At 73.0% G+C, this 18769-nt stretch carries 16 protein-coding genes; 2 read left to right on the top strand and 14 right to left on the bottom strand.

Annotated features, from left to right (window positions below; genetic code table 11):
- The first annotated feature begins 110 nt into the window (after window positions 1-110).
- Window positions 111-728 carry a TetR/AcrR family transcriptional regulator gene (locus OG624_RS07075; RefSeq protein ID WP_033221068.1) on the top strand — a complete coding sequence of 206 codons (618 nt, stop codon included), beginning with the start codon at window positions 111-113 and terminating at the stop codon, window positions 726-728.
- Between the two features lie 83 nt (window positions 729-811).
- Here the strand turns inward: OG624_RS07075 and OG624_RS07070 are convergent, their stop codons facing one another.
- The 12 genes from OG624_RS07070 to OG624_RS07015 form a co-directional block, all read right to left on the bottom strand.
- Entirely contained in the window at window positions 812-1951 is a 1140-nt protein-coding gene (locus OG624_RS07070) for an LLM class flavin-dependent oxidoreductase (RefSeq protein WP_371587412.1), read from the bottom strand.
- A gap of 11 nt (window positions 1952-1962) precedes the next feature.
- The gene (locus OG624_RS07065; protein WP_371587411.1) at window positions 1963-3024 is read right to left on the bottom strand and encodes an LLM class flavin-dependent oxidoreductase; all 1062 of its coding nucleotides are present in this window, start codon (window positions 3022-3024) and stop codon (window positions 1963-1965) included.
- Window positions 3021-4415, bottom strand: a complete 1395-nt coding sequence (locus OG624_RS07060; RefSeq protein WP_033220974.1) for an NtaA/DmoA family FMN-dependent monooxygenase — start codon at window positions 4413-4415, stop codon at window positions 3021-3023. The genes OG624_RS07065 and OG624_RS07060 overlap by 4 nt, the downstream gene beginning before the upstream one ends.
- Window positions 4416-4464: 49 nt before the next feature.
- Window positions 4465-5646, bottom strand: coding sequence for an LLM class flavin-dependent oxidoreductase (locus tag OG624_RS07055; protein WP_371639229.1), 1182 nt, complete (start codon window positions 5644-5646; stop codon window positions 4465-4467).
- Window positions 5647-5773: 127 nt separating this feature from the next.
- Entirely contained in the window at window positions 5774-6517 is a 744-nt protein-coding gene (locus OG624_RS07050; protein WP_033220978.1) for a GNAT family N-acetyltransferase, read from the bottom strand.
- Entirely contained in the window at window positions 6514-7533 is a 1020-nt protein-coding gene (locus OG624_RS07045; RefSeq protein WP_033220979.1) for an ABC transporter substrate-binding protein, read from the bottom strand. Before OG624_RS07045 ends, OG624_RS07050 begins: the two co-directional genes overlap by 4 nt.
- A 68-nt stretch (window positions 7534-7601) precedes the next feature.
- A complete protein-coding gene (locus tag OG624_RS07040; protein WP_051763305.1) occupies window positions 7602-8405 on the bottom strand; it encodes an amino acid ABC transporter ATP-binding protein in 804 nt (267 codons plus the stop codon).
- Window positions 8402-9364 carry an amino acid ABC transporter permease gene (locus tag OG624_RS07035; RefSeq protein ID WP_033221072.1) on the bottom strand — a complete coding sequence of 321 codons (963 nt, stop codon included), beginning with the start codon at window positions 9362-9364 and terminating at the stop codon, window positions 8402-8404. The genes OG624_RS07040 and OG624_RS07035 overlap by 4 nt, the downstream gene beginning before the upstream one ends.
- Before the next feature lie 292 nt (window positions 9365-9656).
- A complete protein-coding gene (locus tag OG624_RS07030; protein WP_033220982.1) occupies window positions 9657-10766 on the bottom strand; it encodes an aryl-sulfate sulfotransferase in 1110 nt (369 codons plus the stop codon).
- A gap of 83 nt (window positions 10767-10849) precedes the next feature.
- Window positions 10850-11848, bottom strand: a complete 999-nt coding sequence (locus OG624_RS07025; RefSeq protein WP_033220984.1) for an ABC transporter substrate-binding protein — start codon at window positions 11846-11848, stop codon at window positions 10850-10852.
- A gap of 62 nt (window positions 11849-11910) precedes the next feature.
- Entirely contained in the window at window positions 11911-12630 is a 720-nt protein-coding gene (locus OG624_RS07020) for an ABC transporter ATP-binding protein (protein ID WP_033220986.1), read from the bottom strand.
- The gene (locus tag OG624_RS07015) at window positions 12627-13406 is read right to left on the bottom strand and encodes an ABC transporter permease (RefSeq protein WP_033220988.1); all 780 of its coding nucleotides are present in this window, start codon (window positions 13404-13406) and stop codon (window positions 12627-12629) included. Before OG624_RS07015 ends, OG624_RS07020 begins: the two co-directional genes overlap by 4 nt.
- Window positions 13407-13604: 198 nt before the next feature.
- Between OG624_RS07015 and OG624_RS07010 the strand changes: the two genes are divergently transcribed.
- Window positions 13605-14174 carry a helix-turn-helix domain-containing protein gene (locus tag OG624_RS07010; protein WP_371587406.1) on the top strand — a complete coding sequence of 190 codons (570 nt, stop codon included), beginning with the start codon at window positions 13605-13607 and terminating at the stop codon, window positions 14172-14174.
- On the opposite strand, the gene OG624_RS07005 is transcribed toward OG624_RS07010, so the two are convergent.
- On the bottom strand, window positions 14158-18081 hold the full coding sequence (locus tag OG624_RS07005; protein ID WP_371639228.1) for an nSTAND1 domain-containing NTPase: 3924 nt from the start codon (window positions 18079-18081) through the stop codon (window positions 14158-14160). The genes OG624_RS07010 and OG624_RS07005 overlap by 17 nt on opposite strands.
- Before the next feature lie 149 nt (window positions 18082-18230).
- Window positions 18231-18593 carry a hypothetical protein gene (locus OG624_RS07000; RefSeq protein ID WP_033220992.1) on the bottom strand — a complete coding sequence of 121 codons (363 nt, stop codon included), beginning with the start codon at window positions 18591-18593 and terminating at the stop codon, window positions 18231-18233.
- Window positions 18594-18769: the final 176 nt, after the last annotated feature.

The raw sequence follows: 18769 nt of genomic DNA, 5'->3' as shown, positions 1-18769 counted from the left end.
CTGACGTGCCGATCGGTCCCACACGATACCGATCGGTATCGTGTGGGAGTGATCGGTAACGTAGCATGGGTCGGGAGACGCCGACCGGCGCGACCGAAGCGAGGCACACCATGACGAGCAGCACTCCGAGACCGGGGCGGGACTCGAGGGTCGCCCGCCTCCCACCGCGCGAGCGCATCCTCGACGCGGCCGAGGAACTCTTCCTCGTCGAGGGCGTCAGGGCGGTCGGGGTCCAGGCCATCGCCGAGCGGGCGAACACCACGAAGATGGCGCTCTACCGGCACTTCGCCACCAAGGACGCACTGATCGAGGAGTGGCTGCGGATCGTCGCGGCGGAGTACACCACCGCCTTCGACCGGGTGGAGGCCGAGCACGCGGACGACGGCCGGGCCCAGGTGCTCGCCGTGGCACGGTTCGTCGCCGACGGACTACCGGACATCGCCCGAAGGGGCTGCCCCTTCGTGAACTCCATCGCCGGCCTGTCCGACCCCGACCATCCCGCCCGTCGGCTGATCGCGAACCACAAGGCCCGCCAACGGCATCGCCTGACGTCCATGTGCGAGCGGGCGGGTGCGCAGCTGCCCGACGACGTCTCCGCGGAGATCACCTTCCTCTTGGAAGGTGCCCAGGTCAGCGCGCAGAACGGCAGCGTCGACCGCGCGGGGGACAGGCTGCTGGCGGCGGTCTCGGCCGTTCTGGACCGGGGGACCGCGGGGCGGGCGCAATGACCCGCGCAGGTGACGCCGAGCGCTGATCCGCTCCCATCGGTCCCCCGGGTCGGGCGCCGGGGTGCCGCGGCGCCCGATCTCGGTCAGCCGGCCGACCGGCGGCGCCACTCCTCGGCGAGCAGCCGGTAGGAGTGCACCCGGTCCTCGTGCCCGTGCGTGATCGTGGTGATCAGCAACTCGTCCGCGTCCGTCGCCTCCTGGAGCCGCTCCAGATCATCGGCGACGGTCCGCGCCGAGCCGACGAACCGGGTCTCCACCCGGTCGGCCACCAACTGCCGGTCCTCCTCGGTCCACGGCAGCGCCCGCGCCTCGGCCGGGGTGGGGTACGGGATGGCCCCCTCGGCCGTCCGGATGCTGCGCACCCAGGCCCCGTACCCGGTGGCCAGTTCGTGCGCCGTCTCCTCGTCCTCGGCCACCACCACATCGGCGGACACCGTCAGATACGGCCGTTCCAGCTCGGCCGACGGCTTGAACGCGGCCCGGTACCCCTCGGCCGCCTCCAGCACCGCCGCCGGACTGACGTGGTAATTCGCCGCGAACCGGAGCCCGTTGCGGCCCGCCGTCTCCGCGCTCACCCCGCCGCTGCTCCCCAGGATCCACACGTCCACCTCGGCCCCCTCGCCTGGGACGGCATGCGCCTCCACCCCCTCCGGCGAGCGGTACTCGCCCCGCAGCAGCGCGAGCACGTCGTCGACCTGCTCGCCGTACTCCTGCGGCTGGGCCCCCGGCAGGTTCAGCAGCTTCTGTTGCAGGGCCACCCGCGGATGGCCCAGGAGACGGGCGAAGGAGAACGGCTCCGGGATCCGCAGCCCGTTCGGGGCGTACCCGTCCACGACCGGGGTGAGCGGCGGCCGCGGCCCCGGACCCTCGGACGGCCGGGGGCGGCCCGCCGAGCGGCCCAGCCCCAGGTCGATGCGCCCGGGATGCAGCGCGTCGATCAGGCCGAACTCTTCGACCGTCGACAACGCGGTGCGGTGCCCGAGCTGTACGGCGCCGGAGCCGAGCCGGATGGTCGAGGTCGCGGCTGCGGTCAGCGCGAGCACGACCGCCGGAGAGGTCCCGGCGACCCCGGGATTGAGGTGGTGCTCGGCGAACCAGTAACGGGCGTAGCCGAACTCCTCGGCCCGTCGGGCGAGATCGATGCTGCGCCGCAGGGCCTCGGCGGCGGTGGAACCGGAGGAGACGGGGACGAGGTCGAGGACCCCGAGAGGGATGCCGGGCATGGCCGGACTCCTTAAAGGTCGGGGAGGGTGGGGTCGGGGAAGGCGGGGTCGGGTATCGCGCGGCGCAGGACCGGGGCGATGTCCGACTGGAAGAGTTCGAGCGAGGCGCGGTGGTCCGCCTCGGGGAGCCCGCCCGCCTCGGCCTGCAGGTGCAGGGCCGTGTGACCGAAGGCCTCGTGGTAACGGTGCACCTTCTCGATGACCTGCTGGGGGCTGCCGATCAGTGCCGAGCTCCGCTCGACGAAGTCCTCCAGCGTCGGGAAGACGGGGGCGGTGCCCAGCTGCTCGTGGAAGGCGAGGTAGCGCGCGAACGCGGGCCGATACGCCGCGACCGCCTGCTGCGAGGTCCGGGCCGCGTGGTAGCCGGCCGTGCCCGCGCCGACCACCGCCCGCGCGGGATCGTGCCCGTAGTGCTCCCAGCGCTCCCGGTAGTGGCGGATCAGTTCGGCGTAGGGGCCGATCGGGTGGGTGACGTTCGCCGAGAACAGCGGATCGCCGTACCGCGCCGCGAGGTCGACCGACTCCCGGCTCGTGGCACTGCCGTGCCAGACCCGCAAGGTCCGCTGGTACGGCCTCGGCAGCACCTCCGCGCCGCTCAGCGCGGGCCGGAAGCGCGGTTGCGCGCTGACCTTGTCCTCCCGCCAGATCCGGCGGAACAGCTCGTAGCTCTCGGCGTTACGGTCCCACTGGTCCTCGGGGCTCACCTGGAACAGCTCGCGCTGCGCGGTGCCGTTGCCCTTGCCGATCATCAGCTCCAGGCGCCCGTCGCTGAGGTGGTCGAGCGTCGCGTAGTCCTCGTACGCCCGTACCGGGTCGAGCAGGCTCAGGGTGGTGACGGCGGTGAACAGTCGGATCCGGCGGGTCAGCGCGGCGATGTGGCCGAGCACCACGGGCGGTGAGGAGGACAGGAACGGCCGCTCGTGGCGCTCTCCCACGCCGAAGCCGTCGAAGCCGAGCTCCTCCGCCCGCAGCGCGGCGGCGACCACCTCACGGAACCGCTCCCGGGTGGGCCTGAGACCTCCCGTCACCGGGTCCGGGGAGTCCGTGATCAGGGTGATGGCGAGGAACTTCACGAGACCGGGGCAGGCGCAGGGGCGGAGGCGGAGGCGGAGGCAGGGGTCGGGACCGCGAGGCCGAGGTGGTCGCGCAGGGTGGTGCCCTCGTACTCGGTACGGAAGACCCCCCGCTCCTGGAGCAGCGGTACGACGGAGTCCGCGAAGCCGTCCAGGCCGCCCGGGGTGATGTGGGGGACCAGGATGAACCCGTCGGCGGCGTCGGCCTGCACCAGCGTGTCGATCGACTCGGCGATCGTGGCGGCCGAACCGACGAAGGTCTGGTCGGCGGTGGCACTGATGACCAGCTCGCGGATCGACAGGTTCTTGGCCCGGGCCAGCTCGCGCCACTGCCGGGCGGTGGCGAGCGGATCCCGGAACTGCCGTACGCTCGCCCGCCCCAGGGCGATGGTGTTCTCCCCGACCAGGGGGTCGATCTCGGGCAGCGGACCGTCCGGGTCGTAGGCGGACAGGTCCCGGTTCCAGACGTGCTCCAGGAACTTGATCGCGGTCTGCCCGCTGACCTGGAGGCGGCGCACCTCGTGTGCGATCTCCCGGGCCTCCGCGTCGGTGTCGCCGAGCACGAAGGTGGCCGCGGGGAGGATCTTCAGCTGGTCGTGCGTCCGGCCGTGCCGGGCGAGCCGGCCCTTGACGTCCGCGTAGAACTCCCGCCCCGCGTCGAGGGTTCCGTACCGTCCGAAGATCGCGTCGGCGCCGGCCGCGGCGAACTCCCGGCCCTCCTCGGAGTCCCCCGCCTGGAAGATCACGGGCCGGCCCTGCGGGCTGCGCGGCACGTTGAAGCGACCCTCGATGTCGAAGTGCCGGCCCCGATGGGCGAAGGCCCCGGCCCGCGCGTCACGCAGGAAGGTGCCGGACCCCGCGTCGGCGGCGATCTCGGAGCCGTCCCAGGAGTCGAAGAGTTCGGTGGCGGTGGCCAGGAACTCCTGGGCGCGGGAGTAGCGGTCCTCGCGCGGCAGGAATCCGCCGCGCCGGAAGTTCTCGCCGGTGAAGGCGTCCCAGGAGGTGACCACGTTCCAGGCGGCCCGGCCCTCCGAGAGGTGGTCGAGGGTGGCGAACTGGCGGGCCACCTCGTAGGGCTCGTTGAAGGTGGAGTTGATGGTGCCGGTCAGCCCCAGACGATCGGTCACCGCGGCCAGGGCGGCGAGCACCGTGAAGGTGTCGGGCCTGCCGACCACGTCCAAGTCGTATATCTCACCGCCCTGTTCGCGTAGCCGCAGGCCCTCCGCGAGGAAGAGGAAGTCGAACTTGGCGCGTTCGGCCGTCCGCGCGAAGTGGATGAACGAGTCGAAGTCGATATGGCTGCCGGCGGCCGGGTCGCTCCACACGGTGGTGTTGTTGACGCCCGGGAAGTGGGCCGCGAGATGGATCTGCTTGAGCGGCTTGCTGCTCATGGTTCGTCCTTCCGGAGGGTCCGGGGTCGGGCGGCGGGTCGGGCGGCGGTCAGGCGGCGGGCCGTGCGTAGCGGTTGGTCGGACGCTCCAGCCCGAGCAGGCCGCGCAGGGTGTCCGCCTCGTACGCGCGGCGGAAGGTCCCGCGCCGCTGGAGTTCCGGCACCAGGGTCCGGGTGATGGCGGGCAGGTCGTGGGCGATCACGCCCGGCCGCAGCAGGAAGCCCGACAGCCCCGCCGCCCGCCGCTCCAGCAGCAGGTCCGCCAACTGCCCGGCGCTTCCGGTGAAGACCGCGCCGTCACCGACGTACGGGTCACCCGCGAGCGCGTCGAGGCGCTCCAGGCGTGCGGCGGCGGCCGGGGCGTCCGCGTCGAGGAACACCGTGAGTTCACCGAAGAGGTGCAGCGGGTCCGCGGCGAGCCCGGTCGCCTCCCGGGCCCGTCGGATCGCCGCGACGGCGGCGCGCGGACCGTCCCCGTCGTGCGCGGCCACGTACCCGACCTCGGTGGACCGGGCGATGAGCGCGTACGAGGCCTCGCCGGCGCCGGACGCGGTGACGACGGGCTGTCCCTGCGGCGGGCGTGGGGTGATCGAGGGGCCCCTGACGCTGAAGTGGCGGCCCTCGAAGTCGATGTGGTGCAGCTTCTCGCGGTCGACGAACCGGCCCGTGGCCACGTCCCGGATCTCCGCGTCGTCCTCCCAGCTGTCCCACAGCCGCCGGACCACCTCGACGTGGTCGGCGGCCTCCGCGTGCAGCTCGCCGTCCGCGAACGGAGCGGTGCGCCGCCCGAAGTGCCGTGCCTCGTGGGCGAGTTCGGACACCTGGATCCGCAGGCCGGCGCGGCCGCGGCTGACGTGGTCGAGCGTGGCGATCGCCTTGGAGATGTGGAAGGGCTCGGTGTGGGTGGCCGTCACGGTCGGGACCAGCCCGATGCGCCGGGTCAGGGGTGCCACCCGGGCCGCGGTGAGCACCGCGTCCAGCCGCCCGCGGACCCGGTCCGTGCGCTCGTCGGATCCGGTGGGTGAGGAGGACTGCAGGGCGAGACCGTCCTCGAAGGTGATGAAGTCGAGGAGCCCGGCTTCGGCCTCGGCGGCGAAGCCGGCCCAGTAGCGGGCGGTGAACAGCTCGTCGGGCCGGGCACCCGGCTCGCGCCAGGCGGCCGGGTGCCGGCCCGCTCCGTCGAGGGCGACGGCGAGGTGCAGGGGCGCCGGGGAAGATGAGGGAGCGGACACGGAGAATTGCGCCTTCCTGCTCGGCGTACGGAAAAGAGGAAGCCGATGCGGATCAGGTAATTCGGCCCGTCATCAATTTCTTCGAAAACGCTACGCCCGATAGCGGTGGCATACAATGACTGCAATATTAAGAGAACTTGGCAGCGGTGTTGCCCGGGGCCCGGACGGCCAGGAAGAAGGGCCGGCGGCGCAGGGTGAAGCCGATCGACTCGTAGAGCCGGATGGCCCGCGTGTTGCTCGCCGAGGTGTGCAGGAACGGGACCTCGCCGCGCTCCCGGATGCCCGCGGCGACGGCCCGCACCAGCCTGGTCGCCAGGCCCTGGCCGCGGTGGTCGGGATGGGTGCACACCGCGCTGATCTCGGTCCAGCCGGGCGGACGCAGCCGCTCCCCGGCCATGGCGACCAGCCGGCCCCGCCGGCGGATGCCGAGGTACGTGCCCAGCTCGACGGTGCGGGGCAGGAAGGGGCCGGGCTCGGTCAGCCGGATCAGTTCGAGGACCTCCGGCACGTCGTCGGCGCCCAACCGGACCGCCTCCGGGGCCGGCTCGGCGCGCAGTGAGGTGTCGACGAGTTGGACGCCCTGGATCCGCCCGACGGTCTCCCAACCGTCGGGCGGGGTCAGCACCCCGGCGAGCGAGGCGACCTCGCCGTCGCCGACCAGCGCGCGCAGGTCGGCCCAGGACCGCGGGTCCTCGGGGTCGGCGAGGGCGGCGAAGGGCGAGACGTCCCGGGAGTAGCGGGCGGCGCGGGCCGCGAGGGCGCCGCCGCCCGCCGGGTACTCGGCGAAGGCGGTGTGCGCGCCCGACAGGGCCGCCCAGGCCGGGTTGTCCAGGACGTGGGGGTTCGGCGAGGTGTGCGCGGGGGCGCTCATGAGTTGGTCAGGGGCAGGCCGGGCGGGTTGACCGTGGAAGTCTTGACGGCCTCGTTGGACAGGTTCCAGGCCGCCAGCAGCTTCTCGTACTGGCCGTTCTCGATCAGATGGTTGATGGCCGCGGCCACCGGCTCGGCCAATCCGCTGTCCTTCTTGGCGGTCGCCGCGATCAGGCCCTGCAAGGACTCGCCGGCGCCGGAGAAGGACCCGGCGTTGCGCGTGGGGGCGTTGCCGTTCGCGCTCTGGGTGACGTGGTAGGCGATGGAGGGGTTCGGGGCGAAGTTGATGTCGATCTTCTTGCCGCTCAGGGCGAGGAAGACACTGTTGGTGTCGGGGAAGTACTTGACGGTGACGTCCTTGCCCTCGGCCCGCAGCTTCTTCTGCCACTCCAGGAGGATCTTCTCCTGATTGGTGCCCGAACTGACGGCGACCGTCCGGCCCGCGAGGTTGCGGTAGTCGCCGTCGAAGTTCCAGGGGCTGTCCTTCAGCACCTCGAAGGCCAGGTTGTCCTGCCGGTACGAGGCGAACTCGTACTTCTTCTTGCGCTCCTCGGTGACCGTGACGTTGGTGAAGGCCACGTCGACCTTGCCGCTGTCGATGCCGACGAAGAGGTTCTCCCAGGTGGAGTTCTTCACGACCGGCTTCAGCCCGAGGGCGGCGGCCACCAGCCGGCCCAGGTCCGGCTCCGCCCCGGTGAGCGTCTTCTGGTCGGTGCCGACGTAGGCCAGCGGTGGGAAGCCGGCGGGGAGCGCGCCGACGCCGACGACCAACTCGCCCCGTTCACGGACGGCCTCGGGCAGCCGGGCGCGCAGCGACTCGACGACGGGGACGGACAGTTCCGTCCGCCGGGCGGCGCCGTTGGACTCCGCGCCGACGGTGACCTTCCCCGAGGCGCTCGACGTCGCGGTGGCCTCGGCGTCACCGCACGCGGTGAGTCCGCCGGCGAGGGTCACGGCGGCCGTCGCGGCGCCGAGGCCGCGCAGGAGTCTGACGCGCAGGGTGGGCTCGTGGTGCATGGCGTTCCTTTGCGGGAGTGTGAGGAGCGGAGGGGTGGAGGGGTGGAGCAGGCGGGGGCCGGGGCGGGTCACAGGACCTTGCTCAGGAACTCCCGGGTACGCGGATGGGTGGGCCGGTCCAGGACCAGCTCGGGCGGGCCCTGTTCGACGACGCGCCCGTCGTGGAGGAAGACCACCTCGTCGGCCACCTCGCGGGCGAAGCCGATCTCGTGCGTCACGATCACGAGCGTGGTGCCCCCGGTGGCCAACTCCTTGATCACGGACAGCACCTCGCCCACGAGCTCCGGATCGAGCGCGGAGGTGGGCTCGTCGAAGAGGATGACCCCCGGGCGCAGCGCGAGGGCACGGGCGATGGCCACCCGCTGCTGCTGGCCGCCGGACAGCTGCCGTGGATAGGCGCCGGTCCGATCGCCGAGGCCGACGCGCTCCAGCAGCTCCCGGGCCAACTCATCGGCCTCGTCGCGGGGGAGTCGCCCGGTGGCGACCGGAGCCGCGGCGACGTTGTCCAGCACGGTGAGGTGCGGGAAGAGGTTGAAGTTCTGGAAGACGAAGCCGATCCGGCTGCGCTGGGCGAGGATCGCACGCTCGCTCAGCTCCTTCAGCCGCCCTCCGTGCCGCCGCACGCCGATCGGTTCGCCGCCCACGCTGACGTATCCGGCCTCGGGCTTCTCCAGGTGGTTGATGACCCGCAGCAGGGTGGACTTCCCCGAACCGGAGCGCCCCAGGACGACGGTGACCGTGCCCGGGGGGACCGTCAGGTTCACCCCGTCCAGGACCGGCCGGCCCGCGAACCACTTGTGCACGTCGTGGACCTCGATCGCGGCGGGCCGCACCGTGATCGTGTCGGTCGTGGTGGTGGTGTTCGTGGTCATCGCGCCGTCTCCTGCCGGAAGCGGACCCGCAGCTCGCGCAGGGCCGCCCGGACCCGCCCGGCCGGGGTGGGCGGCAGCGTGCGCAGCGCACCGCGCGCGTAGTGCCGCTCGACGTAGAACTGGACGACGGAGATCAGGCTGGTGAGGATCACGTACCAGGCGGTCGCCACCAGCAACAGCGGCACCACATCGCCCGAGTAGGTGCCGGCCAGGCTCTGCACCGAGCCGAACAGGTCGAGCAGGGACACGTAGAAGACCAGCGAGGTGGCCTTGACCAGCCCGATCAGCAGGTTCACGTACGAGGGGACGATCGCCCGCAGCGCCTGCGGCAGGACGATCCGGGTGAACCGGTAGCGCCCGGGCAGTCCCAGCGCGGCCGCCGCCTCGTGCTGACCCTGGTCCACGGAGAGCAGGCCCGCCCGCACCACCTCGGCCGCGTACGCGGCTTCGGCCAGGCTCAGGCCCACGACCGCGATGACCATGTCCGGGGCCGGTCGGGATTCGTCGAAGGTGAGGAAGGCCGGTCCGAACGGCACCCCGATGCTGAGGGTGGGGTAGAGCGCCCCGAGATTGTAGAGGAAGAGCAGGACGACGATCAGCGGTACGGAACGCAGCAGCCAGACGTAGGTCCAACTCACGGACCGCAGGACCGGGTTGGCGGAGAGCCTGGCGAGGGCCAGCAGAACACCGCCGACCAGACCCAGCACCGCGCTGTACGCGGCCACCTGGAGGGTGATGAGCAGCCCGTCGAGGATGACGGGCCGCAGGAACCAGTAGGCGAAGCGGTCCCATTGGTAGAAGGGATTGGTGAGCAGTCCGTGCACGGCCTGGGCGGCGAGTACCAGCACGACGCCGGTGGCGAGCCACCGCCCGGGCCGGCGGAGCGGGCGGACCCGCTCAGCCGGCGCGGGTGGGCCGGACGGGCCGGTGGGCGCGGCGAGGACAAGGGATTCGGTCACGGACACTCCAGCGGCTTCGACAAATCGAAGAAGGGAAAGAAGCAGCCGTCATGCCGGAAAGAAGAGGCCGCCGATGTCGATATCTGCGGCGTAAGCTAGGCAGCCCGGAGAAGGGCTGTCAACGTTTCTGATCGGTATCCGGATAAGCGCCCGGCAATTTAATCATCCGTACATGAAACGCCTTCCGGTGAAATAATTCGGGGCACCTGGGGGACGTGGGGTACCTGTGGTGCACGGGGCGCGTCGGGTGTGCGGGGAGCCGTACGGGACGGCCGGGGTGCGCGGGTGCGCCTCACAGCCAGGGGAACTGCTCGGCGGCGTACCGGTAGGCGCGGAAGACCGAGTTCTGGGCGCCGGCCGAGGACTCCAGGCCCACGCCCTCCCCGAAGGACCGGAACTGCGGGACCACGAACTCCCACACCACGTCCCCGCCGGGAGTCACCTCGAAGAGCCGCCCGAAGGAGCCTTCGGCGATGAAGGTGTTGCCGTTCGGCAGGCGCTGGGCGCTGGACATGTACGGGCTGAAGAAGTTCTGCGGCGGGTTGTCCTCGTACGCCCACACCTCCTTGCCGGTGGACGGGTCGAGCTCCAGCACCCGCGAGTACGGCACCGAGGTGGTGTCGCGATAGGTGCCGTTGTCGAATACCAGCAGGGTGCCGCCGGGCAGTTCGTGCGGATGGTGCTGCTGGGCGAGGACGTCCGGGCCGATGCACCACCGCACCGACCCGTCGGCGCGGTCGACGGACACGGTGGTGGAGGCGCTGCGGAAGCCCACCACGATCGAGCCGTCCGCGCTCTCGTTGACGGTGTTGGCCATCGGCCAATGGTTGCGGGCGAAGTGCCGGTTCAGCGGTACCTCTGCCGGGTCCAGGTGCTCGATGGCGGCCCAGCGCCACACGATCTCCCCGTCCCAGGTCAGCTCGTACACCACGTCCCCGTAGATCACCCCGCCGGGCGCCTCGGAGCCGGGGATGCCGCCCCGGATCCGGGCCGCGTCGGCCGGATCCAGCGGCTCCACGGCCCCGATGAGCAGGTTGCCGTTGCGCAGGATCGAGGCGTCGTGGTGGTGGAAGGGGTGCCGCACCTCGCGGAGCACCGTGGAGTCCGGCGCCAGCTCCTGGAAGATGCCGCCGTGGTACACGTCCCAGATGGGGAAGAGGGTCGGGCCGCTCGTGTCCTTGGCAGCGTAGAAGAGGTTGCCGTTCGGCAGGATCTGGGCCTGACGGCCGGGCGGGTGCGGGGAGTTCCAGGTGTGGACCGGTCGGCCCTCGATGTCGACGAGGTGGATCTCGCCGGCGCTGGTGATCGGTGTGTAGAGGGTGAGGCCGCCGTAGCTGCGCTCGGGGTCGTGGGCGATCAGGCCGACGCCGCGGCGGCGCAGGGTGTTCTGGTCGACGGTCATGGGATCTCTCCTCGGTGCGTGTGCGTGTGCGTGTGCGTGTGCGTGTGCGTGTGCGTGCGGGCGCGGGTGCGTGCGTGCGGGGTTCAGCGGACGGTGACGGCGGCCGGGTCGACGGCCGTCAGGGGGCCGGAGTCGAGGAACCGCAGCAGCGCGGCGCGGTCGGCGGCGCCGGGCAGGTTCTGGGCGGCCTTGGCCCAGGCGGCCTCCTCCTCCAGCTGGGTCAGCAGCTCGGGAGAGAGGGTGGTGCCGTACGTGTAGCGGGGCTGGTAGGTCTCGACGTAGGCGGCCTGCAGGACGCCCTTGGACTGCGCGAGTACGGCCTTGCGCGCCGCGGCCGGGTCGGCTGCGAGCTCCCGCTGGGCGCGCAGCAGCGTACGCAGGACCGCGGTGGTGCTCTCCGCCTTCGCGGACGGGCCGGCGACGAGGAGGGTCCTGGCCGTGTATCCGGTGAAGGGGAGCTCGGCGTAGGCGCCGCCCAAGGCGGTGCGCGCGGCGTCGTAGAAGCTGGGGAAGGTGACACCGGCGTCGATGTCACCGCGGGCCAGGGCCGAGGTGACCTGGTTCGGGGCCAGGTTGACCACGGTCACGTCCGCGGCGGTCAGCTGCGCCGAGGCGAGCATCCGGGACAGCGCGTACTCGACGTTCGTGCCCTGCGGGACCCCGACCTTGCGGCCCTTCAGCGCGGCGAAGCCGGTGATCTGCCGGTCGGTCCGGGTGAGCAGCCGCCAGTCGGAGAACCGGGACAGGTCGGCCACGACCCGCAGCTCGCGCCCGCCCAATGCGGCCGTCACGGCGGGCAGATCGCCGACGACGCCGAGCTGGGCCTGACCGCCGAGCACGGCGTTGAGCGCGTCCCGGCCGGTGGGCTGGGTGGTGACGGTGGCCGCGATGCCCTCGGCCGACCAGAGGTCGCCCTCCTCGGCCAGGTGGACGGGGGCGCCGCCGAGATGGTCGCTCGTGGCGAGGGTGACGGCCGGGCGGGCGCCGTCCGCGGTGCCCGAGGCGGAGCCGGTGCAGGCGGTGGCGAGCGGGGAGAGCAGGACGGCGAGCAGTACGGCGGCCGCCGCGCGGGGTCTGAGCATGGTGAACGGTCCTTCCGGGGACAGGAGGGGAGCGGAGAAGAAGCGAGCAGGGGGTGCGGGGATCACTCGGAGCCGAGGTGGCGGGCGATCAGGGAGCGCAGGTCGGGATCGGGCGGGCCGGCGGGCACGGCGTGGTCGGCGAGCACCCGCCCGGGGCTCCCGCCGAGGACGATCACGCGCCCGGCGAGTGCCAGCGCCTCGTCGATGTCGTGCGTGACGAACAGGACGGTGGTGCCGCGGCGCTGCCACAACTCCCGCAGCAGGGTCTGCATCCGGGTCCGGGTCAGCGCGTCCAGCGCTCCGAACGGCTCGTCCATCAACAGCACTTCGGGCTCGGCGGCCAGCGCACGGGCCAGCGCCACCCGCTGCTGCATCCCGCCCGACAGCTGCGCCGGGTACTTCTCCGCGCCGTCCGCGAGTCCCACCTCGGCCAGCGCCGCGAGCGCGCGCCGGCGGCGCTCCGCGCGCGGCAGGCCGAGCCGCTTGAGGGCGAACTCGACGTTTCCGCGCGCCGTGCGCCACGGGAACAGCGCGTAGTGCTGGAAGACCACGCCCCGCTCCGGGCCGGGGCCGCGCACCGGCTCCGCCCCCGCCGTCACCTGCCCGGCGGTGGGCCGTACGAAGCCGGCCACCGTGTTGAGAACCGTGGACTTGCCGCAGCCGCTGGGCCCGAGCAGCGCCGTGAACGAGCCCGCCGCGAACTCCAGGTCGGTGTGCTCCAGCACGGGGGCGCCGGCCGCGTAGCCCGCCGACAGCCCCTCCAGTCGTACCTCCAGGCTCATGACGCGCTCCAGTGCACGAACCGGCGGCCCACCGCGGCCAGTACGAGGTCGACGGCCACCCCGAGCAGCCCGAGCACGAGCAGCCCCGCGAACATCCGGTCCACCCGCAGGAACTGCCCGTCGACCTGGAGTCGGTACGCCAACCCGCTGTCCGCGCCTCCCAGTTCGGCCGCCACCAGCGCGAGCAGGGCCACCGAGGCCCCGTAGCGCAGCGCCGCGAGCAGGGCGGGGGCGGCGGCGGGCAGCAGCACCTCGGTGAACCGCCGGTGCAGCGGAGCCCCCAGCGACCGGGCCGCCCGCAGATGGGAGACCGGGACCCGGGACACCCCGTCGTGGACGTACAGCCAGACGGCGAGCAGGACGGCGTAGGCGATGAGCAGGCGCTTGGCGCTCTCGCCGATGCCGAACCAGGCGGTCGCGAGCGGCACCAGGGCGATGGCCGGGATCGGCCGCAGGAAGGAGATCACCGGGGTGACGGCGGCGGACACCTTCGGCAGGTAGCCGGTGGTGAAGCCGAGCGCGCTGCCGATGACGGCGCCCAGCGCGAAGCCCTGTCCGGCCCGGGCCAGGCTGGCACCGAGGTCGGTGGCCAGGGTGCCGCTGCGGGCGCTGTCCACCAGCGCGGCCATGGTCCGGCCGGGGGTGGGCAGCAGTCCCGGGGCGACCCCGCCGGAGTGGGCGAGGAGGTACCAGAGCGCGAGTACGACGCCGGCCGCGCCCAGGGCCGGGCCGAGCCCGGCGAGGCCCCGGCCGGGGGGTGAGGGGGTGGCGTGCACGGGGCGACTCCTCGTTCGTTGCGGCGCGTTGCGTCGAGTTCCGTCGGGTTAGGTCGGGCTCCGACGCGTTCCGACGTGTTCCGACGCGTTGATAAGTGAGGTCAATAATTGACCACGCTTATGACGGGAGTGTTGCGGCAGTGCGAAACCTCCCGCGGCCCCCCGGCCCGCCGGACCCCATGAGGTACGTTCACCTGCGTGTCTCGCCCAGAACCCACCCCCGAAGCGATCGAGGTCGGACGGGTGATCCGCGGCTGCCGCAAACAGCGCGGCGTCTCCATGGCCGTGCTCGCCACCCGCTCAGGCCTCTCCCAGCCCTTCCTCAGCCAGTTGGAACGCGGACTCGCCACGCCCAGCCTCAGCTCGATCTACCGGATCGCCGAGGCCCTGGACGTCACCCCGGGCACCTTCCTGCGGCCGCCCGACCGGCCCGGCGCCGTCAGCCACGAGAGCGACCCGCAGGTGATCCGGGTGGCCGAGGGCGCGGGCCAGATCGCCCAAGTGCTCATCCCCGGCGGGCGCAGCGCGCTGATGGAGGCCTACGAGCACCACTTCGAGCCCGGCCGGGGCGAGCGCGGCTGGTTCGAACACCCCGGCGAGGACTTCCTCTACGTCCTGGAGGGCGAGATCGTCCTGGAGGTCGAGGGCGAGGAACCGCTGACCCTGCGCGCGGGCCAGAGCGCCCACCACCGGGGCGAAGTCCCGCACCGCTGCCACCTGTCGGGCCCGGTCGCGGCGCGGACTCTGCTCGTCATCGCGAACGCCTGACCCCGAGGGACGGACCCCCGTCCTGCCCCTCGGGGTCGGACGCCCGCAGTCCGTCGACCGCCGCGAGGCGCGCCTTGACGTCCAGGTCCCACAGCCGCACCGTGCCGTCCGTACCGCTGCTGGCCACCGTCCGCCCGTCGGGGGCGAACACCACGCCCCACACCGCGTTCGTATGGCCGGACAGCGCGGCCACCGGTCGGCGCCCGGCCACGTCCCACAGCCGTACCGTGCGGTCGTTGCCGCTGCTCGCGAGCGTGCGGCCGTCGGGGGAGAAGGCGATTCCCCGCGCGGAGCCGGTGTGCCCCGCCAGCGCCGCCCGGAAGCGGTGGTCCCGCGCGTCCCACAGCCGCACGGTGCCGTCGTTGCCGCTGCTCGCCAGCGTCCGCCCGTCCGGGCTGAAGGCCACCCCGCGCACCGCGCCCCGATGCCCGGTGAGCACGGCCACGGGACGACGCCCCGCGACATCCCACAGACGGATCGTCAGATCGTCCCCGGCGCTCGCCAAGGTGCGCCCGTCGGGGCTGAACACCACGTCGTCGACGAAGTCCGTGTGACCGGCCAGGATCGCGAGCGGGCGGCGCCCCGCCACGTCCCACAGCCGTACGGCGCCGTCGGAACCGGCCGAGGCCAGCGTCCGCCCGTCCGGGGAGAAGGCGACCGAGAACACGGTCCCGCCCTGTCCGGTGAGGACCGCCGGCTCCCCGCCGGCCCCCGTGTCCCAGAGCCGGATCGTCCCGTCGGAACCGGCCGACGCCAGGGTCCGCCCGTCGGGGGAGAAGGCGACCGAGAACACCGTCTCGCTGTGTCCTTCGAACGTGGCCACGACCCGGCGCTCCGCCACGTCCCACAACCGGACCGCGTGATCGGCCTCCGCGGTCGCCAGCCGCTTCCCGTCCGGGCTGTACGCGGCATCCCAGATCTCCGTGAACGGCCGCGAGGCCAGCGCCGAGCCCCGCAGGTCCCACAGCACCACCGACGTGTCGAAACCGGCGGTGGCCAGCAAGGCGCCCCGGCTGTCCACGGCCACCCCGAGGACGTAGTCGGTGTGTCCGGCGAGCGTCGCCACCGCCCGGCCCCCGGCCACGTCCCACAGTCGGGTCGTGCCGTCGCCGCCCGCGCTGACGACCGTCGTCCCGTCCGGCGTGTAGGCGACCCCGTTCACGTCGTCGCTGTGCCCGGTGAGCGTGGCCGTCGTCCGCCGGCCCGCCACGTCCCACAGCCGTACGGTGCGGTCGACGCCTCCGGTGGCGACCGTACGGCCGTCCGGAGCGAAGGCCGCGCCCAGCACCTCGTCGGTGTGCCCGGTGAGGACCGCGAGCGGCTCGGCCGCCACCGGATCCCACAGCCGTACGGTCCGGTCGGCGCCGGCCGACACCAGCGTCCGGCCGTCGGCGGCGTACGCCAACGCGTTGACCCGCCCCGTGTGACCGGTCAGGGAGGCCGAGGCGCCATGGTTCCCGGCGGTGTCCCACAACCCGATCGTCCCGTCGGCACCGGCGACGGCCAGGCTCCGCCCGTCCGGCGCGAAGGCCACCGCGTGGGCGCCCGCCGTACTCGCCGGGAGCGGCGTGCCACCGCCCCCACCGGCGGAGGTGTCCCAGAGCCGCGCCGGCCCGTCCGTCGACGTGGCCGCGAGGGTCGAGCCGTCGGGGCTGAACGCCACCGCGCGCACCCGCCCCGGCAGGGTGAAGGTCGCGATCGTCCGGCGGTCGGCCACCCGCCGCAGGATCACCGTCCCGTCCGAACCGGCCGTCGCCAGCGTCCGCCCGTCCGGCGCGAAGGCCACCGCGTTGACCGGCCCTTCGTGCCCGCCCAGACGCGCCACGAAGGGCTGGGACTGGGTGCTCAGCAGCGCCCCGCGGGCCTCGATCGTCGCCGAGGTCCGGTACGCCTGACCGGCGAGCCGCATCGAGGCCTCGGGCCGGCCCACGGCCAGCGCCGCGGACTGCAGGGCGAGCGCCCGCGACCGGGCGACGCGCTCCTGGCCGAGCGCGCCCGCGCGCTGTTGGTACGCGAGCCCACCCGCGCCCGTCGCGAGGACCAGCAGGACCACGAGCGTGGCCAGCGTCCACTGCCGAAGCCGCACCTGGCGACCGGCCTGCCGTTCACGACCGTCCTGCGCGTCCTGGCTCGCCCGTAGGAAGGCGGCCTCCAGCGGGCCGAGCCGGTCCCGGCCGTCGTGCTCGTCGGCCCAGGCCCGGGCGTTCTCCAGCCGCGTCCCGCGGTGCAGCGCCGACGGATCGCGGCCCTCGCGCTCCCATTCGGCGGCGGCGTGGGCCAGTTGCTGATGGACCAGGAGCCCGGCCCGGTCGGCGCGGATCCAGCCGCGCAACCGCGGCCAGGCGTGCAGCAGGGCCTCGTGGGTGATCTCGACGGTGTCGCTGTCCATGGTGATCAGACGGGCCCGGACGAAGGTGTCGAGCGCGGCCGCGGCGGGGCCGGCGTCGGCCAGCTGTTCCATCAGGGCGGTCCGGCTCATCCGTCGGCGCGTGGCCCCCGTACCGTCCGCGACGTGCACCAGCCGCACCAGGACGCGGCGGAGCGTGTTCTGCTCGGCCGGGTACAGGCGGGTGAACACCTCTTCGGCGGTGCGGGCGATCGCCCCCTGGATGCCGCCGGTGCGCTCGTAGCCGGCGACGGTCAAGGTGGCGCCCTCGCGCTGGCCCCAGGTGGCCAGCAGGGTGTGGGAGACCAGGGGGAGCACCCCGGAGGGCATCCGGTCGGGCGGATCGTCACGCAGGCCGACATCGCGCATCAGCAGCGGGAACAGGCCCGGTTCGAGGGTCAGACCGGCGAGGTCCGCGGGGCGGGTGATCGATTCCCGCAGCTCCGCGAGGGACATCGGCGGCAGGACGAACAGCCCTCGGGTGAACACCGGGGCCAGCTCCGGCAGGTCCAGGCAGTTCCCGGAGAAGTCGGCCCGTACGCCGAACACCACGACGGCGGGGTCGAGGCCCGCCGGTTCCGGGCCGGCCGTTTCGGGACCTCCCGGTTCGGGTGGGGCGGCCGCCAGCGCGCACAGCACCCGGACGAACGCGCGCCGCTCGTCCTCGTCGGCGCACAGCGTGAACAGTTCTTCGAACTGGTCGACGAGCAGCACCGGACGCGGGGGAGGTGGCGTCCGGTCGGGGCCGTCCTGCGGGGGGCCGTTCTCCGCGGGTTCGGCCGAGCGCCGCCGGACGGCTTCGAGCAGCGCGTGCGGCCGTTCGCGCACCTCGTCGGCGGTGACGCCGAGATCGCCGCCCAGGACTCTCGCGGCGCAGTCCAGCAGTTCCCCCATCGGGTGCGCGGTGGGCGTGAACCGCAGCACCGGCCAGGTGTCGGAGCCCGGCATCGGGAAGTCGCCCCCGCGCAGCGCCGGCACCAGACCGGCGTTCAGCAGGGAGGACTTGCCGGCGCCCGACGGGGCGAGCAGCATCAGCGGCCCGTCGCCGATCCGTTCGAAGACCCGCTCGATCAGCTCGGCCGTCGCCCGGTCCCGCCCGAAGAACCAGCGGGCCTCCCGTGTGGTGAAGGCCGGCAGGCCCCGGTAGGGACACTCGGCGTCCACCTGCGGACCGGTGTGCGCACCGGCGCCGCCCGGGCCGTCGGTGCCGGAGCCGTCGGTGCCGTCGCCGTCGGAGCCGCGCGGTCCCGTTTCCCGGACCATCCGCACCAGTTCACCCCCGGCCCGCAGTACGTCGTCGCAGCGTCGGGCGACGTCGACGGTGACGCGCTTCGAGCCGGTCTCGATCTTGCTCAGGTAGCCCTTGCTGTAATGCGTCTGCCGGGCGAGGTCGGCGAGGGACAGGCCACGTTGCACCCGCAGACGTCTCAGCTGTGCGGGGAAGTGCATCGCGGCGCCGTCGAACTCGGGCAGGCGATCGGTCTTGCGCCGGTGGTCCGGATCCCCCAAGACATCCCCCATGGCAGTGCGCGCCCAGGCAGCGGTACGGGAGTGCCCAGGCTACAGCGGGGGTGGGGCGGACGACCGCCTCTTCGGACCGGTACGACCGGCGTACGAGCGTGCGGAGCCACCTGACGGGCGGCTCCGCACGCTGCCCTGACGGGGTGCGGCTACCGGTTGAGCCGGATCGAGTTGATGGGCGTGAGGTCGGCGTAGACACCGGTCTTGGACGCGATGGGGCTGCCGCAGCCGGAGCCTCCGGAGCCCGTGCACAGATTTGCGGTCGCACCGCCGTACTGGTTGTTGAGCACCCAGTGGTTCCCGAACTGGTTGCTCAGATTGTGCGCCCCGTAGGAGTAGAAGACGTGCGTCGGCTTGACGGCGGGGTTCTGGTTCTGAGGGTAGATGCAGACCGCCCCGTCCGGGCAGCCGGCCCACGCGTCGGCAGGCTTGGCCTCGACCGAACCGCTGAGGGCGATCACGGCGACGACGGCGGTGGCGAGCGCGGCGGCGCCGCGGAACATCTTGCGCATGGTTTCCCCTTGTGGAGCTTGCCTCGTGCTGACGACTTCAGCCTGCCCCCGGCCCGCACCGGGGTCGACGGGTTGCCCGTCGCCCATCGCCGTCGTAGCCGGGAAACCCGCTGCCACCAGCACGAACGCGGAGCAGGGGGCAACGGTCGGACGGGTCGACGTAAGACTTTCGTCAT

The sequence above is a fragment of the Streptomyces virginiae genome (genome assembly GCF_041432505.1).
GTDB lineage: Bacteria > Actinomycetota > Actinomycetes > Streptomycetales > Streptomycetaceae > Streptomyces > Streptomyces virginiae_A.
The sequence above is the reverse complement of the archived record's forward strand: the minus strand, read 5'-3'. Positions and strand labels throughout refer to the sequence as shown.

Excerpts from the sequence above, each read along its gene's own strand:
- OG624_RS07045 (WP_033220979.1), bottom strand. The coding sequence starts at position 7,533 with ATGCACCACGAGCCCACCCTGCGCGTCAGACTCCTGCGCGGCCTCGGC.
- OG624_RS07025 (WP_033220984.1), bottom strand. The coding sequence starts at position 11,848 with ATGCTCAGACCCCGCGCGGCGGCCGCCGTACTGCTCGCCGTCCTGCTC.
- OG624_RS07075 (WP_033221068.1), top strand. The coding sequence starts at position 111 with ATGACGAGCAGCACTCCGAGACCGGGGCGGGACTCGAGGGTCGCCCGC.
- OG624_RS07000 (WP_033220992.1), bottom strand. The coding sequence starts at position 18,593 with ATGCGCAAGATGTTCCGCGGCGCCGCCGCGCTCGCCACCGCCGTCGTC.
- OG624_RS07070 (WP_371587412.1), bottom strand. The coding sequence starts at position 1,951 with ATGCCCGGCATCCCTCTCGGGGTCCTCGACCTCGTCCCCGTCTCCTCC.
- OG624_RS07005 (WP_371639228.1), bottom strand. The coding sequence starts at position 18,081 with ATGGGGGATGTCTTGGGGGATCCGGACCACCGGCGCAAGACCGATCGC.
- OG624_RS07040 (WP_051763305.1), bottom strand. The coding sequence starts at position 8,405 with ATGACCACGAACACCACCACCACGACCGACACGATCACGGTGCGGCCC.
- OG624_RS07050 (WP_033220978.1), bottom strand. The coding sequence starts at position 6,517 with ATGAGCGCCCCCGCGCACACCTCGCCGAACCCCCACGTCCTGGACAAC.
- OG624_RS07030 (WP_033220982.1), bottom strand. The coding sequence starts at position 10,766 with ATGACCGTCGACCAGAACACCCTGCGCCGCCGCGGCGTCGGCCTGATC.
- OG624_RS07060 (WP_033220974.1), bottom strand. The coding sequence starts at position 4,415 with ATGAGCAGCAAGCCGCTCAAGCAGATCCATCTCGCGGCCCACTTCCCG.
- OG624_RS07020 (WP_033220986.1), bottom strand. The coding sequence starts at position 12,630 with ATGAGCCTGGAGGTACGACTGGAGGGGCTGTCGGCGGGCTACGCGGCC.